This is a genomic window from Flavobacterium sp. B167r (genome assembly GCF_056824315.1).
Genome location: NZ_CP124859.1, coordinates 256,542 through 271,433 on the forward strand (window position 1 = coordinate 256,542; position 14,892 = coordinate 271,433).

17 protein-coding genes and 2 tRNA genes are annotated in these 14,892 nt (G+C 32.9%); 9 read left to right on the forward strand and 10 right to left on the reverse strand.

The genetic code is table 11. The features are described from left to right. Window positions 1–170: 170 nt before the first annotated feature. Both QLQ96_RS01210 and QLQ96_RS01215 read left to right on the forward strand, forming a co-directional pair. Window positions 171–1,436 carry a patatin-like phospholipase family protein gene (locus QLQ96_RS01210; RefSeq protein ID WP_482494011.1) on the forward strand — a complete coding sequence of 422 codons (1,266 nt, stop codon included), beginning with the start codon at window positions 171–173 and terminating at the stop codon, window positions 1,434–1,436. A 339-nt stretch (window positions 1,437–1,775) separates the two neighbouring features. Then, window positions 1,776–2,525, forward strand: a complete 750-nt coding sequence (locus QLQ96_RS01215) for a DUF4369 domain-containing protein (RefSeq protein ID WP_482494012.1) — start codon at window positions 1,776–1,778, stop codon at window positions 2,523–2,525. A 255-nt stretch (window positions 2,526–2,780) separates the two neighbouring features. On the opposite strand, the gene QLQ96_RS01220 is transcribed toward QLQ96_RS01215, so the two are convergent. From QLQ96_RS01220 to idi, 7 genes are all read right to left on the reverse strand, one after another. Continuing rightward, a tRNA-Thr gene (locus QLQ96_RS01220) sits at window positions 2,781–2,857 on the reverse strand. Between the two features lie 106 nt (window positions 2,858–2,963). Further along, window positions 2,964–3,037: transfer RNA gene (locus tag QLQ96_RS01225), tRNA-Thr, on the reverse strand. A 78-nt stretch (window positions 3,038–3,115) separates the two neighbouring features. Beyond that, entirely contained in the window at window positions 3,116–3,382 is a 267-nt protein-coding gene (locus QLQ96_RS01230; RefSeq protein WP_111364281.1) for a hypothetical protein, read from the reverse strand. A 57-nt stretch (window positions 3,383–3,439) separates the two neighbouring features. After that, entirely contained in the window at window positions 3,440–4,408 is a 969-nt protein-coding gene (locus QLQ96_RS01235; protein WP_482494014.1) for a type I phosphomannose isomerase catalytic subunit, read from the reverse strand. Window positions 4,409–4,469: 61 nt separating this feature from the next. Beyond that, the gene (locus QLQ96_RS01240) at window positions 4,470–4,928 is read right to left on the reverse strand and encodes a peroxiredoxin (RefSeq protein WP_482494015.1); all 459 of its coding nucleotides are present in this window, start codon (window positions 4,926–4,928) and stop codon (window positions 4,470–4,472) included. A gap of 3 nt (window positions 4,929–4,931) precedes the next feature. Continuing rightward, window positions 4,932–5,342, reverse strand: a complete 411-nt coding sequence (locus tag QLQ96_RS01245; RefSeq protein ID WP_482494017.1) for a 6-carboxytetrahydropterin synthase — start codon at window positions 5,340–5,342, stop codon at window positions 4,932–4,934. 20 nt (window positions 5,343–5,362) lie between these two features. After that, window positions 5,363–5,890, reverse strand: coding sequence for an isopentenyl-diphosphate Delta-isomerase (idi, locus tag QLQ96_RS01250; RefSeq protein WP_482494018.1), 528 nt, complete (start codon window positions 5,888–5,890; stop codon window positions 5,363–5,365). Between the two features lie 292 nt (window positions 5,891–6,182). Here idi and msrB point away from each other — a divergent pair, with 292 nt between their 5' ends. The 5 genes from msrB (at window position 6,183) to QLQ96_RS01275 (ending at window position 9,697) form a co-directional block, all read left to right on the forward strand. Further along, window positions 6,183–6,737 carry a peptide-methionine (R)-S-oxide reductase MsrB gene (msrB, locus tag QLQ96_RS01255; RefSeq protein ID WP_482494020.1) on the forward strand — a complete coding sequence of 185 codons (555 nt, stop codon included), beginning with the start codon at window positions 6,183–6,185 and terminating at the stop codon, window positions 6,735–6,737. A gap of 7 nt (window positions 6,738–6,744) precedes the next feature. Beyond that, a complete protein-coding gene (gene msrA / locus QLQ96_RS01260; protein WP_482494022.1) occupies window positions 6,745–7,350 on the forward strand; it encodes a peptide-methionine (S)-S-oxide reductase MsrA in 606 nt (201 codons plus the stop codon). A gap of 283 nt (window positions 7,351–7,633) precedes the next feature. Beyond that, window positions 7,634–7,984, forward strand: coding sequence for a carboxymuconolactone decarboxylase family protein (locus QLQ96_RS01265; protein ID WP_482494024.1), 351 nt, complete (start codon window positions 7,634–7,636; stop codon window positions 7,982–7,984). 81 nt (window positions 7,985–8,065) lie between these two features. Further along, on the forward strand, window positions 8,066–8,401 hold the full coding sequence (locus QLQ96_RS01270) for a YciI family protein (protein ID WP_482494026.1): 336 nt from the start codon (window positions 8,066–8,068) through the stop codon (window positions 8,399–8,401). Between the two features lie 63 nt (window positions 8,402–8,464). Continuing rightward, window positions 8,465–9,697: an RNA polymerase sigma factor gene (locus QLQ96_RS01275; RefSeq protein ID WP_482494027.1), complete on the forward strand. Its 1,233-nt coding sequence runs from the start codon at window positions 8,465–8,467 to the stop codon at window positions 9,695–9,697. A 54-nt stretch (window positions 9,698–9,751) separates the two neighbouring features. Here the strand turns inward: QLQ96_RS01275 and QLQ96_RS01280 are convergent, their stop codons facing one another. Beyond that, window positions 9,752–10,189, reverse strand: coding sequence for an META domain-containing protein (locus QLQ96_RS01280; RefSeq protein ID WP_482494029.1), 438 nt, complete (start codon window positions 10,187–10,189; stop codon window positions 9,752–9,754). Window positions 10,190–10,450: 261 nt separating this feature from the next. Here QLQ96_RS01280 and QLQ96_RS01285 point away from each other — a divergent pair, with 261 nt between their 5' ends. Further along, on the forward strand, window positions 10,451–11,854 hold the full coding sequence (locus tag QLQ96_RS01285; RefSeq protein WP_482494031.1) for an aminopeptidase P N-terminal domain-containing protein: 1,404 nt from the start codon (window positions 10,451–10,453) through the stop codon (window positions 11,852–11,854). A gap of 165 nt (window positions 11,855–12,019) precedes the next feature. Then, complete coding sequence (locus QLQ96_RS01290; RefSeq protein WP_482494032.1) at window positions 12,020–12,979, forward strand: quinone oxidoreductase family protein; 960 nt, start codon at window positions 12,020–12,022, stop codon at window positions 12,977–12,979. A 90-nt stretch (window positions 12,980–13,069) separates the two neighbouring features. Here QLQ96_RS01290 and QLQ96_RS01295 read toward each other — a convergent pair whose 3' ends face one another. Together QLQ96_RS01295 and QLQ96_RS01300 are read right to left on the reverse strand one after the other, a co-directional pair. Continuing rightward, entirely contained in the window at window positions 13,070–14,155 is a 1,086-nt protein-coding gene (locus QLQ96_RS01295) for a DUF6630 family protein (RefSeq protein WP_482494033.1), read from the reverse strand. A gap of 24 nt (window positions 14,156–14,179) precedes the next feature. After that, on the reverse strand, window positions 14,180–14,881 hold the full coding sequence (locus tag QLQ96_RS01300; protein WP_482494035.1) for an SMI1/KNR4 family protein: 702 nt from the start codon (window positions 14,879–14,881) through the stop codon (window positions 14,180–14,182). Window positions 14,882–14,892: the final 11 nt, after the last annotated feature.

The window sequence follows — 14,892 nt, forward strand, 5'->3', positions numbered from 1 at the left end:
CATTCAAAAATACTATTTCTAAAATCCTGCAAATTCAATTTTGCAGGATTTTTTTTGCCCTAAAACTACCCTATAAAAAAGGGTCATTCTCCCCTTTTTCCAAGAAACAAGATTATATAATTTTGATTTTCAAACAATTAATTCAAACCAAAATATAAAATCTAGAAATCATGGACAAAAGGAAATTTACAGAAAACGGAGAAATTCTAGCAATTATAAAGGATTTAAAAGAACAGATTAAAGGCAAAAAATTCTCAGATATTATAGACAATAATAATTGCCAATATGTCGACCTTGTACAGGAAGGCGGCGGCGTGCTTGGAATTGCATTGGTTGGCTATGTGTATGTTTTAGAAAAAATGGGAATTCGCTTTTTAAGTCTGGCAGGAACTTCTGCAGGAAGTATTAACACTATGCTAATGGCGGCCGCAGGAACATGTGATTTAGAAAAGTCAGAATGGATTTTAGATTGTTTGTGCAACAAAAACTTATATGATTTTGTAGACGGAGATCATGATGCCCGAGATTTTATTGATGCTTTGTTAAGCGATTCTGGAAATTTGAAATTAATAATGAAAGGCTGCCAGGTCGTAGACAATTTTAAAGACGATTTAGGATTGAATCCCGGAAATAATTTTCATCAATGGATGACTAATCTGCTTTCGCAAAAAGGAATAAAAAATTATGCCGATTTAAAAGTGTTAAGAGAAAAAGGAATTTCAGACAAAAATAAATTATATCGAGTAAACCACCCAAATCATGGAGATAGAGAAGAATATATACGAGTAGATCATTGGAGCCAAATGGCAATAATAACTGCTGACATCACTACAGAAAGCAAAATTATTTTCCCTAAAATGATCGATTTATTTTACTCGAATCCAGATGTTCAAAATCCAGCTGATTTTGTTCGGGCTTCGATGTCGATTCCGTTATTTTTTACACCTTTTAAAATCAAAAACATCCCAAGCGGAATCGATGCTTGGAACAAATGGAATGATGCAACTTGCCTGAGAACATCTGTGCCTACAGAAGTTATGTTTATGGATGGCGGAATAATTTCCAATTTTCCGATAGACATTTTTCACGAAAACATGAATGTTCCTGCTTCTCCAACCTTCGGAATCAAATTGGGTTATGATAAAAACGAAATCAATAAAAACGAAAAATTCTCCAATTTAATAGGCTCTCTTTTTGACACAGCTCGATACGGATACGACTCTGAGTTTCTGCAAAAAAATCCAGACTTTAAAAACTTAATCGGATATATTGATACTGGAAGTCATAATTGGCTAAACTTCAATTTAACTGATGATGCAAAAATCGATCTTTTTATAAGAGGTGCTCAAAATGCAGCCGATTTTCTAAATCGCTTTAATTGGGAAGAATACAAAAAAATAAGAAAAGCCAAAAGCAATTATTACAAATCAGTTTAAAAAAACATCAAATTAGAAGGAACGATTGAATACACTAAAACACAACTGTTGCAACTGCGCCGCAATGAACTAGGAAGTTACAATGGTAAATTGACAAATTTACAAGAAGGCATTTTAAATGACGTTATCGATTACGGAAACAATGATTACGATGCACTTTACACATATACGCATGAAAATGGCACTTCATTTAATTTATCAATGTAAGACCTTTTCCTGCACTACTTTAAAAATCCCAATTTAGAAATAGATTGGGATTTATTTTTTTATAAAAATAAAACGCCTGCCTCCTTACATTTAAACTATTTTCTTTATTTTGCACCAAAATCTCAAAAACCAATGAAAAAAACATTAATTGCTTTTGTTACTCTTGCAGTATTAGCATCTTGCAGCAAAAAAGAATCAGCTGCTGATAATTTACATATCACAGGAAACATTAAAGGTTTAAAAACCGGAACTTTATATATCCAAAGAGTTGTTGACACTTCTCTTGTTGCTATCGACAGCATTAAGATCGACGGAAATTCAACTTTTGAAAGAGACATTAAATTAGAATCTCCTGAAATGCTTTATCTATTTTTAGATCGTGGCGTAACAAATTCTTTAGATAACAATCTTTTATTTTTTGCAGAACCAGGAAACATGAATATCGAAACTAACTTAGATAATTTCATTGCTGGCGCAAAAATTACTGGATCTAAAAATCAAGAATTATATGAAGAATACCAAAAAATAAACACTCGTTTTAGAGACGAAAATCTTTCTATGGTAGAATCAAAATTCAAAGCCTTAAAGAGACAAGATCAAAAAGCCGTTGATAGTATAGATGTAAAACAACAGTCAAACATCAAAAGAAAATATTTATACGCAACGAACTTTGCAATCAACAATAAAGACCACGAAGTATCGCCTTATATTGCTTTAGCAGAAATCTACGACATCAATTTGAAGTTTCTTGATACCATCCAAAAATCGATGACTCCAAAAGTAGCACAATCGCTTTACGGAAAGAAACTAACAAAATATGTAGCTGAAATTAAAAAAACGGAACAGCCTGCAGCAACAAAAGTAAATGAAACTCAAGAATAAAAATAATTCAGTTTATAAAAGAACCAAAGCCCTGAAATTTCAGGGCTTTTTTTTATGCTCTAATTTGAAAATTTTAAGCCGAAAAACACAAATACCCAAGCCGTTAAAAAAAGTCTCCAAAAAACAATAAATTAGCCTCAATACTGAACTTTTTTATGTTTTACTAACATTTGCCAAAGATGATAATTTTGAATTTCAAAAATCGGAATTTGATTTTTAGGCATAAAAAAACCACCACATTTCTGTGATGGTTTTTGGAGCCGGCGGAGGGACTCGAACCCACGACCTGCTGATTACAAATCAGCTGCTCTAGCCAACTGAGCTACGCTGGCAGCGTATTTACGGGTGCAAATATAATATTGTTTTTTTAATATTACAAAATAAATTTGCTTTCATTTTTATTTAAAAACCATCACATTTCTGTGATGGTTTCCGTTGAGCCGGCGGAGGGACTCGAACCCACGACCTGCTGATTACAAATCAGCTGCTCTAGCCAACTGAGCTACGCTGGCGACTCATTACGGGTGCAAATATAAAGCGGTTTTTCGTTTTCCCAAAATAATTTTGCACTTTTTTACACTTTTTTTTGATTAAAGTGCGTTGATTTTTTCAATTAATTGATTAGCAGCTTGTTCTAATTCAACATTAATTTGTTTGAAGTGTGCTTTTTTATTTTCAACGTTCTTAGCGTTCACTTTTGTGATCAAAGTATCGAATGCAGCAATAGCTTCATCGACTAAAGCATTCGTTTCTGGAGTAGGATTTCCTGTTGTTGACATCTCAAACAAGTAAACTGCTTCAATAATATCTCCTAATACGAAGTTGATGTCTTTCTTTAAATTCTTAACGTTTGCCATTTTTTTTATTATTTTAATTTGCGTCTGCAAAAGTACATATTATCTTTATATTTAATACTATGAAATGTAAATTTCTAAAATTGAAGCTTTTCCGCTTAAATTAAATGCATTTATCGCAGCTGGAACCAAAACTGTATCTCCTTTTTTATAAGCTTGCTTAAATCCATTATATTCAATTTCGAAATCACCTTCGATACACATATACACAGTAAATGTTTCTCCAGTTTTAGCAACTTCCAATTTGTTTTCTAACGGAAGGAAGTTCGTTGTAAAATAAGGACAATCTACAACAGTATTTGAAGTATTAGCTTTCGTTTCGTATTTCTTCTGCGTATCTACTTTATTATAGTTAATTGCATCTAAAGCAAGATCTACGTGCAATTCTCTTTTATTTCCTTGCGCATCCACACGATCAAAGTCATACAATCTATACGTAATATCAGAAGTTTGTTGAATTTCAGCAACAACCAATCCTGCACCAATAGCATGAACTGTTCCTGTTTCTAAAAAGAAAACATCACCAGGTTTTGCTTTTACATCATCTAAGATCGAAACTAAAGTATTGTCATGTAAATGTTTTAAATATTCTTCTTTATTTGAATCTTCTTTAAAACCAACAATAATTCTAGCATCGGCATCGGCTTGAGTTACGTACCACATTTCTGTTTTACCGAAAGAATTATGACGTTCTTTAGCTAATTTATCATTTGGATGAACTTGAATAGAAAGATCTTCTCTTGCATCTAGGTATTTAAAAAGGAGCGGAAATTGTTTTCCGAAACGCTCATAAACTTTAGTTCCTAAAACAGCGTCTGGTGTTTCATTAATCAAATCCATCAAAGATTTTCCTTTTAAAACTCCATTTGCAACCACACTAACGTCTCCTGGTACAGTAGACAATTCCCAGCTTTCACCAGTAATTTTAGAAACGATTGGTTTATTTAGAATAGTTTTCAGTTTTTCTCCTCCCCAGATTCTTTCTTTTAAAATCGGTTCAAATTGCAAAGGGTATAAATTTTGACTCATGTTTTTTAGGCTAATATATTTAATTAATTAATTAATTCTAATTTGATACTATTTTGGTAATCTATAATACTAATTCTTGAACAATTTCTAAAGCTTTCGGTATATGTTTAGCAGCATTTGCGCTGTCAAATATCGAAATCACCAAACCATTTTTATCAATAATATAGGTAACGCGTCCCGGCAAAAGCCCGAGCAGACTATTGCGCACCCCAAAAAGTTTTCTTAATCTCTTATCTTGATCGGAAAGCAAAATAAATGGCAATTTATGTTTAGCGGCAAATTTATGATGTGACTTTACACTATCACTGCTAATGCCGATTACCTCAGCTCCCAAATCTTTAAAATCTTGATATTGATCTCGAAAAGTACAAGCTTCGGTCGTACAGCCAGGCGTATTATCTTTTGGGTAAAAATAAATTACCAGCGGCTTTCTTCCTAAAACACTTTGGCTTTCAAAAAGTTCTCCATTGTTGTCTTTAGCAATAAAATTCGGAACTATATCTCCTATTTTTAATGACATTTTTTATTCTCCTTTATAAGTTACAAAATTTCGGTCGGTTTCATTCAGCACCACTTCTAAGTCAAAATCGGCATGAATTCGTTGTCTAATTTTATTCCATATCACAACGGCAATATTTTCTGCAGTCGGATTCAAATCTACAAATTCTGGAACATCCAGATTCAGATTTTTGTGATCAAACGGAATTTCTACTTCTTCTCGTATAATATCCGCTAATACTTTCACATCGAGAACAAAACCAGTTTCCGGGTCAATCTTTCCTGTAACACTTACTGTTAAACCATAATTATGACCATGAAAGTTCGGGTTATTGCATTTTCCAAAAACAGCATCGTTTTTTTCAAATGACCAATCCTTTCGATGCAGTCGATGCGCAGCATTAAAATGTGCTTTTCTAGATATGGTTACTCTCATTTATGTTTCTGGTTAGTTGGCTATAATTTATGGTCTTCAAGATAATGATCAAATTCATCAAAAATTATCTTAAACCATACGGTATAAATTTCGGGCTGTTTTTCAATATCTGCTTTAACATCTTCAATACTCATCCATTTCCAGTCTTCCACTTCGTCTGGATTTATATTTGGTTGCTCATTATAATAACCAATCATAACATGATCTAGTTCATGTTCTGTTAAACCGTTATCAAAAGGCGCTTTATAGATAAAATGAAACAATTCTTTCAATTCAGCTTTAAAACCCATTTCTTCAAACAATCGTCGGGTTCCCGCTTCTATATTGGCCTCGCCTTCTCTCTGATGACTGCAGCAAGTGTTAGTCCAAAGTAAAGGAGAATGGTATTTATGATGAGCACGCTGCTGCAGCATAATTTCGTTTTTACTATTCAAAATAAAAACCGAAAAGGCACGGTGCAAAAGCGCTTTTTCATGTGCTTCTAACTTTGGCATTAAGCCAATCTGTTCATCGTTTTGATTAACTAGTATTACGTTTTCTTCTGTCATAAGGCTTCTTAAGCAAACAAAAATACGAAAAAAGAAATGGCTTAAAAATGCTAATTAAGATTGTCAAAAGCTTAGCTCTACGCTGAATTTCTATTTTCTTGATTTACAACTAAATAATTACGCTAAAAATTAAAAGCAGATAAAATTAAGACATAAAAACTACATTGTCTCATTTTACGTAACTAATAAAAAGTTAAAACACACTTAAAAAAATCTCAATAATAACTTCTGCTGTAATTTGAAGATAAATCTCGACGTATCTTTGAAATACAGATTAATGTACTAACAACTTATGAAATCTAAAAACCTAATTTTCAGCCTTTGTTTTATACTGCCACTTTTTATTTTACAGGCCTGCGGACAAAACACTAAAAAACAATCTGCAAAAACTGCTGTCATGGAAAATAAAATCAGTAAGCCCGGAAATCCTTATTATTCAAATACCGATACAACGAAATTAAATGTAAGCAATGCCGAATGGAAAAAAGTCTTGCCAGCAGATGTTTATGCTGTAATGCGTGAGGCCGACACCGAAAGGCCTTTTACAGGAAAATATTGGAATACTGACGAAAAAGGAACATACTACTGTGCTTCTTGCGGCAACTTGCTCTTTAGATCTACAGCAAAATTTTCAAGTAGCTGCGGATGGCCAAGTTTCTTTGAACAGGAAAACAAAAAAAGCATCGTTTTTAAAGACGACAATTCGATTGGAATGGAAAGAACTGAAACGCTTTGCGGACGTTGCGGCGGACATTTAGGACACATTTTTGATGACGGACCTGAACCAACTGGAAAACGCTACTGCATGAATTCGATTGCTCTTGATTTTATTCCTGATCATAAATAAGCTACAAATGAAAAATATACTTTTAATATGTCTTTTTGCGCTTTCGCTGAATGGCATTTCTCAAAATAAAAAAGCCAATTTAGAAACTATTACGCTTGGCGGAGGTTGCTATTGGTGCGTTGAAGCCGTATACGAAAATCTAGACGGAGTAAAATCTGTTGTTTCTGGATTTTCAGGTGGAAAAGTTGCCAATCCAACTTACGAAGAAGTTTCTACGGGAGAAACGGGTCACGCTGAAGTAGTTCAGATTACTTATGACAAAACGGTAACCAATATTAACGAAATCTTCAAAGTTTTTTTTACCGTTCATGATCCCACAACTTTAAACCGTCAAGGAGCAGATGTTGGAACTCAATACCGTTCTGTTATTTTCTATAAAAATGAAGAACAGAAAAAAGCGGCTCAAAGCATTATTGCTGAACTAAACAAAGCAAAAGTCTACAACAGTCCGATTGTGACAAAAGTTGAACCTTTTAAAGCATTTTATAAAGCCGAAGATTATCATCAGAATTATTATGCCAACAATAAAAATCAGCCGTATTGCAAAATGGTAATTCAGCCTAAACTAGAAAAATTCGAAAAGGTTTTTAAAGATAAACTGAAAAAGAAATAAAGATTTAAAGCATATTCTCAAAGCGTCCATCAAAAATGGGCGCTTTTTTTATTTTGTAAATCCTTGTAAATACTAGGTTTTTCATTTAATTAGAAAAATAATTTAATTTTTTTTCCACTTTTTGTCCAATTCTGAAAGTTCGATTGTTATTAGGGTATAAACAATTAAAAATTATACATCATGGAATCTAGATTAAATTTATTCGAACAAGGTCAAAAAGCAGTTAGTACATTATTTGGAATCTCAGGCTATTTGGAAAAAAGGAACAATTGAAATGTCTCTTATGGAATTAGTAGATTTTAGAATCTCTCAAATCAACAACTGCGCATATTGTTTGGACATGCATTCAAAAGAAGCTTTAGCAGCTGGAGAAACAACACAACGTTTATTAGGATTGAGCGCTTGGAAAGAAACTCCATATTTTACACAAAGAGAAAGAGTTGCTCTTGCTTTTGCGGAAGCGGTAAATGCTTGCGATGTTCCAGACGAAATTTATGAAATTGCAAAAGCTGAATTTACAGAACAAGAATTAATAGATCTTACTCTTGCTGTTGCCGCAATTAATGCTTGGAATCGTCTTAACATTACTTTTTCCGTTACACCTGGAACTTATAGAGTTGGACAATTTGGATAAGCAGTAATTGGTTTTATTTTGTAAAAAACAATTAACTTTATAGTATTCAAAAGCAAATTATAAACTGTAAAAACATAAAAAATGAATGAGTTTTTATTGATTTTTAGAAGAGATTTTATAACAAAAGAAGTACAGCCTTCTCCAGAAGAATTACAACAGCATTTGCAACAGTGGCAAAACTGGTTTGGAAGTCTGGCCGCTCAAGACAAATTGGCAAGACCTTTACAGCGCTGGGACGGACAGGGAAAACTTGTCAGCTCAAAAGGAACTACCGACGGTCCATTCGTTGAAATAAAAGAATCGATTGGCGGTTTAATAATCATTAAAGCCAAAGATTATGACGAAGCTGCCGAAATCGCGCAAGGATGTCCGATTTTAAATTTTGGCGGAAATGTCGAAATAAGATTAGCCGTTTAAGATTTTGAACTAACTAAATAAAAATGCCTTTGTATCTTTACTAAGGCATTTTTCTCTTAAAATATGGAGCACAAAGAACTTTTACCCAATTTATTCAGAACCGAATATCAAAAAATAGTTTCAGTTCTCTGCAGCTTATTCGGAATTCAGCATATTGAAATTGCCGAAGATATTGTAAGCGATACTTTTTTGACTGCTTCAGAAACTTGGGCAATTAAAGGAATTCCTGAAAACCCTACCGCTTGGCTCTATACCGCTGCCAAAAACAAAACCAAAAACTATTTGAAACGAAACAACATTTTTGAAACCAAAATAGTTGCCGAAATAAAACACAACACGCCATTAAACAATCCTGAAATCGACATTGATTTATCAGATCAAAATATTGCCGACAGTCAGCTTGCAATGATCTTTACGGTTTGTAATCCGTGTAATTCAGAAGAAGCTCAAATTGCTCTTGCCTTAAATTTATTGTGCGGTTTTGGAATCAATGAAATCTCAGACGCTTTTTTATCCAATAAAGAAGTCATTTACAAAAGAATAAATCGCGCCAAAGAAAAACTCAAAGAAGAGAATATCAAAATTCAAAATCCGAGCAATTCTGAAATAAAAGACAGAATACAACCCGTCCTTAAAACTATTTATCTGCTTTATTCTGAAGGCTACTACTCCATTTCGCAAAATACCACTTTACGAAAAGATCTTTGTACCGAAGCCATGCGCCTTACCTATTTATTAATTCAAAATGAAAGTACTAATCTTCCGCAGACCAATGCTTTAATGGCGTTAATGTGTTTTCATTCGTCAAGATTTGATGCCCGAACGGGCTTAAACGGCGAAATTATTTTATACGAAGATCAGGATCAATCGCTTTGGAATCAGGAATTAATAGATAAAGGAACTTATTTTTTAAGTCAATCCTCAACCGGAAATACACTTTCAAAATATCATCTTGAAGCTGGAATTGCGTATTGGCACACAATCAAAAAAGAAACGATTGAGAAATGGGACAACATTTTAGAACTTTACAATAATCTGATTATTTTAGAATATTCTCCAATTGTGGCTTTAAACAGAACTTATGCTTTGTCTAAAGTAAAAGGAAAAAAAGAAGCAATTAAAGAAGCCGAAAAACTGAATTTAACCGACAATCATTTTTATTATTCTTTACTGGGAAATCTATATTCAGAAATTGATTCGAAAAAAGCATTAAAGTATTTTGAAACAGCACTTGGTTTGGCCAAAACTGCTTCTGATAAAAATGTTATTAGTAGAAATATAAAACTGCTTCAATAAAAAATGGAAATGACAAAATCATTTCCATTTTTTGGATTTTAAACAACTTAAAGATTATTGTTTCGCTACTTTTTTAAATCTCATCATTGGAACATCTCCTTGAATTAGATTTAGTTTCCCATCTTTATCAATAGAATAGCTAGTAATTTTTGACATTTGTTTTACAAACTGTTGCTCTCCTCCACCTTCACAAAACATCATTGTTGTCGGACCAGGTTCTCCAAAAGTTAATTTGTTTCCGTTTAAAGTATAAGGTGCGCTATAACCGTTGCATCCGTTATTTCCATAAACTCTTGTTTCTTTTTGGTCAAATGTAATTTGTGGTTTTTTATTCGGATATAATCCTTCAAAAGCAATTCTTGGTCCAGAAATGTATTCCAATTCCCAAGTTGTTCCAAATACATCGCCCGAGTTTGTAGCTGATTTCGATGCTGTACATGAAGCAAATAATACGGTCAAAATTGAAAGGACTGCAAATGTGTATTTTTTCATAAAAGTGTATTTTAAAGATTTGTAATTTGTTTTTTGAAGATTAAAATAATTCTATAAAATTCTTTTCTCAATATTCGTGCCCAGTTAGAAGGTTTATCAAAATTAAAATATTATAATAAGTCATAATTTTCTGTCTCTAAGTTACAGAATTTTCTTTAAATTTTTACAAATCAAGCTTTTAAGTACAATCCTATGATTCCATTTTTTTTGTAATTTGCGTCAATCAAAAAACCGAAAATCATCAATAAAAAACCTTAAAAAATGAAGCAATTCCTATTTTTGTTTGTATTTGCATTGACAGCATCGTTTGTCCATTCGCAAGAAAACCTTCCAACAGATTATCTCACAAAAGAATTTCATAAAGGGCGTCGCGAAGCTTTTAGAGCTTTAATGCCTGCAAATTCTGTGGCAGTTGTTTTTTCTTATCCTGAAAAAGTTTTCTCTAAAGACATTAATTACAATTATCACGCAAATCCTGATATGTACTATTTGACTGGATACAAAGAACCAGATGCTATTTTAGTCCTTTTTAAAGAACCGCAAGGAACAGAAAAATACAGTGAAATTCTTTTTGTCAGAGAAAGAAATGCTTCTCGCGAAACATGGACGGGAAGACGTTTAGGAATTGAAGGCGCTAAATCTAAATTAGGTTTTACAACTGCTTACAACGGAAAAGATTTTAATTCATTTGCAATTGATTTCGCAAAATTTGATAAAGTTATTTATGACGAAATCCCAACAGATGTTGCAGAAAACAATAGTCCAGACAATTTATATTCACTTTTGAAATCATTTAAATCTAAAGCTGGAATTACAAAAGCAAACGAAGCTTCAGTACAATTATTTGACAAAATCACTAATTCTCTACGCGAAATAAAAACTCCAGAAGAACTTGTTTTGATGCGTAAAACGGTAAAACTTTCTTGCATTGCACACAATGAAGTGATGAAAGCGGTAGGTTCGGATATGAGTGAAAATGAAGCTGATGGAATTCACGCTTACGTTCACAGACACTACGGTGCGGAAGGCGAAGGTTACCCACCAATTGTTGGCGCTGGAGCAAACGGATGTATTTTGCATTATAACGATAACAATGCTACAAAAATGGACAATCAATTATTGTTAATGGATGTTGGTTCTGAGTATCACGGTTATTCTGCAGACGTTACAAGAACAGTTCCGGCAAACGGAAAATTTACTGAAGAACAGAAAGCAATTTACCAAATCGTGTACGATGCGCAAGAAGAAGTTTTTAAAATCTGTAAAGAAGGAACTCCAATTCAGGATTTAAACAAAAAAGCAAAAGAAGTTATAACTGCTGGATTGCTTAAATTAGGAATTATCACAGATCCTAAAGATTCCCGAATTTATTATCCGCATGGCTGTTCGCACTTTCTTGGGCTTGACGTTCATGACAAAGGAAATTACATGGGGACTCTAAAAGAAAACATGATTCTTACTGTTGAACCTGGAATCTACATTCCGCCAAACAGTAAATGCGATAAAAAATGGTGGAATATCGGTGTTCGTATCGAAGATGACATTTTAATGCTAAAAGATTCTTATGAAAATCTTTCTGCTGATTCTCCAAGAAAATGGCAAGAAATCGAAACTTTAGCGAAGCAAAAAAGCACTTTTAACGAAATGAAATTCCCTAAAATATAGTTTTTGTTTAGCCACGAATTACACCAATTTTCACAAATTTAATATCAATAAATTAGTGGGCATTCGTGTAATTCGTGAAAAAAAAAACATTTTCAAAAGCCTCTATTAAAATTCAATAGAGGTTTTTAATTTTTACCGAACTTTACATTCTTAAATAAATTAAAAATGAAAGCACTTACATTTTCTTCTTTCGGAGATTCAGATGTTTTAGAATATATAGAAATCCCGAATCCTCAATTAAAAAGCGATGAGATTTTAGTCGAAATGAAAGCCATCGGATTAAATTTTGCCGACGTTTACCGACGAAAAGGAAATTATCATTTAAAAGGAAATCCTCCTTTTATTGCTGGTTATGAAGGCGCAGGAATTGTGGTCGATGCCAACAATCATTCAGAATTTAAAGTTGGTGATCGTGTAGCTTTTGCCGATGCACCATTCGCAAATGCAGAATTGGTTGCAGTAAATGTAAATCACATTATTCCGTTGTCTGAAGGCATTTCTTTTGAAACCGCAGCTTCTGTTTTATTGCAAGGTTTAACGGCACATTATTTAGCGACAGACAGTCATAAAACTGCAAAAGGAGAAATTGTTTTAATACACGCAGTTGCTGGCGGAGTTGGACAAATACTAACTCAAATCAGTAAACTTTTGGGTGCAACGGTTATTGGCTTAACCTCATCATCAGAAAAAGCAAAAATCGGATTTGAGCAAGGTGCAGATCATGTTTTTCTTTATAATGAAGATTGGAAATCACAGATTTTTAAAGTCATTTCAAGCGGTGTTGACGTTGTTTACGATAGTATCGGAAGCACTTTAAAAGACAGTTTTGAAGTGACCAAAGAATGTGGTCAAGTTGTTTTCTTCGGAATGGCGGGCGGAGATCCAGAACCTGTAGATCCAAGAATGCTGATGGATGGTTCTAAAACTTTAACTGGCGGAGATTTGTGGAGTTATTTAAATTCTAAAGAAGAAAGAATTAAAAGAGCGAGTCAATTATTTAGCTGGATTACCGAAGAAAAAATCAAACTTTCAGAACCAACTTCTTTCAAATTATCAGAAGGAAAACTGGCGCATGATTTCTTAGAAAGCAGAAAAAGCACAGGAAAAATTATTTTGATTCCTTAAAAATATTTTCGCCACAACTCGAGCGATAGCGAACAGGCGAAGCAATTCACGAATTTTATTTTAAAATAATTCGTGAATTCGCGGCGATTATTAAAGTTGATCTATTTCAATTTTAGTTATTTCTGATAATTCTAAAATTCTATCGACATCTTCTTTATTGGCAACAAAAAACAAATAGTTATCGCCATTTGTATTGTAACTCATTAATTCAAAACCGCGTTTCTCTAAGGCTGTTTGAATGTACGGAAACAAATCATGACTATAGGTTTCTTCAGGATATTCAAAATTCAAATCTTCGCCAACCATTTCAGAAATAAAACATTCAGCATCCTCAGGATCGAATTTCCAGTCGCTGTTCCAAGCATCAATACTTTCAAAAAAATCAAAGTGACTATTTACAATTGCATGATATTCGTCACTGCCTTTTTGGTAATTTTTAAAGAGCTTTTTGGACTGTTTCTTTAGGTCTTTTTCCTCGATATTTTTCCTTGAAACAAGATTGATAAATTCTTCAAAAGTTTCTACAGTAACTTCTTCCGTTGCTACTAAATTTTGAGATGAAGGAAGTTCAATCGTTTCAGGAATTTCAATATTTAAATATTGGCAAATTCCCTGCAAAACCAATTTAAAATCTCTAATTCCTATTTCCTCGCTTTCACTCTTCGGATTATTTATATCTAAAAGTTCGCTCTCCAACAATCCTTTTGTATAATCAAAGAAATGTTTTCCTGAATAAAGTATCTTAAAATCGTTAACTTCTAAACTATTCGTACAGCAGAAAAAGATAACGAAGTTTTTTATAGAACGTTTAAATAACTTTTTCTCCTCTGCAGTCGGCTCCGAATAAAACTGAATATGTATAAAATCGTATTCTAAACCTTCTTGAATCTGCTCTTCAGAAAGAGTGCCAATATTCATTTTTTTATAAAGTTCATTCAAAACTTCATAAGCATTATTAAAACCTGCTTTTTTTATTTCTGCGTTTCCTTCTTCATGATCAAATGAACTTGGAAAGAAAAACAAATTTACAATAACATCTTCTTGAATTCCTTTTACTTTAAATTCAAGACTGGATTCGTGATTATATAAATGAGAATAAATAGGATCAATAACATCAAAAGAAATTATGGATTTTGGATCGTTATTGCGTCCAAATAAATTAGAGAAAAAACTCATGGCAAATATTTTATAGGAAATAAATTAATCGTTTGAATATTTAAAACTCTGATTCATTTTATCGAAAGGAATTACCTCATTCACAATTGATTCTAGTTCGTGATCTGTCAATAATCCTCTCGCCGATTCTACAATTTTTGGCGAAACATTTATTTCGTAATCGACAATCTCTCTTTTTAAAATTTCTTCTAAAATCGAATTCTGGCGATCGGTCAAATATTTTTTATGTGATTTGAAAACTGCCTCGATATCTTCTCTGAATTCTTCGTCGCTCAATTCATTGTAAATATCTTGTTTTGACATATCAATTAATAAAACTTTGAAGATAAAATCTTGTAGATTTTTCGCCAAATAATTCACTTCATTCATGTCGTGCCAAACGTACACAATTGGCACATCTCCATTATTTTCTTCATTTAAGAAAAAACAATAATGATCACCGCCGCCGCTTTTGGCAAACGGAACAAACTTAAATTCCGGATTAATATTTCGGTAATCTTCAGGATCTTGAAGTTCTTCTATTTCTTCTGCGACAGATTTTAAATTCAATGATTCAAAATCATACGAATGCAAAAGTAAAGGCGGATTGTCTTTTAAAGTAGGATAGACATCCGTATACCAATTTGGACCATATTCTCCAACATCTAGCATGCCATCGGCATCTAACTGTTTGTATAAGAGAGGGTATTCAAATCCGTGTTTTTTTTCGATTTCTTGTATTGTCATCTTTGGGGAAT

Coding starts and splice junctions, on each gene's coding strand:
- QLQ96_RS01210 (WP_482494011.1), top strand. CDS start 171: ATGGACAAAAGGAAATTTACAGAAAACGGAGAAATTCTAGCAATTATA.
- QLQ96_RS01215 (WP_482494012.1), top strand. CDS start 1,776: ATGAAAAAAACATTAATTGCTTTTGTTACTCTTGCAGTATTAGCATCT.
- QLQ96_RS01230 (WP_111364281.1), bottom strand. CDS start 3,382: ATGGCAAACGTTAAGAATTTAAAGAAAGACATCAACTTCGTATTAGGA.
- QLQ96_RS01235 (WP_482494014.1), bottom strand. CDS start 4,408: ATGAGTCAAAATTTATACCCTTTGCAATTTGAACCGATTTTAAAAGAA.
- QLQ96_RS01240 (WP_482494015.1), bottom strand. CDS start 4,928: ATGTCATTAAAAATAGGAGATATAGTTCCGAATTTTATTGCTAAAGAC.
- QLQ96_RS01245 (WP_482494017.1), bottom strand. CDS start 5,342: ATGAGAGTAACCATATCTAGAAAAGCACATTTTAATGCTGCGCATCGA.
- idi (WP_482494018.1), bottom strand. CDS start 5,890: ATGACAGAAGAAAACGTAATACTAGTTAATCAAAACGATGAACAGATT.
- msrB (WP_482494020.1), top strand. CDS start 6,183: ATGAAATCTAAAAACCTAATTTTCAGCCTTTGTTTTATACTGCCACTT.
- msrA (WP_482494022.1), top strand. CDS start 6,745: ATGAAAAATATACTTTTAATATGTCTTTTTGCGCTTTCGCTGAATGGC.
- QLQ96_RS01265 (WP_482494024.1), top strand. CDS start 7,634: ATGGAATTAGTAGATTTTAGAATCTCTCAAATCAACAACTGCGCATAT.
- QLQ96_RS01270 (WP_482494026.1), top strand. CDS start 8,066: ATGAATGAGTTTTTATTGATTTTTAGAAGAGATTTTATAACAAAAGAA.
- QLQ96_RS01275 (WP_482494027.1), top strand. CDS start 8,465: ATGGAGCACAAAGAACTTTTACCCAATTTATTCAGAACCGAATATCAA.
- QLQ96_RS01280 (WP_482494029.1), bottom strand. CDS start 10,189: ATGAAAAAATACACATTTGCAGTCCTTTCAATTTTGACCGTATTATTT.
- QLQ96_RS01285 (WP_482494031.1), top strand. CDS start 10,451: ATGAAGCAATTCCTATTTTTGTTTGTATTTGCATTGACAGCATCGTTT.
- QLQ96_RS01290 (WP_482494032.1), top strand. CDS start 12,020: ATGAAAGCACTTACATTTTCTTCTTTCGGAGATTCAGATGTTTTAGAA.
- QLQ96_RS01295 (WP_482494033.1), bottom strand. CDS start 14,155: ATGAGTTTTTTCTCTAATTTATTTGGACGCAATAACGATCCAAAATCC.
- QLQ96_RS01300 (WP_482494035.1), bottom strand. CDS start 14,881: ATGACAATACAAGAAATCGAAAAAAAACACGGATTTGAATACCCTCTC.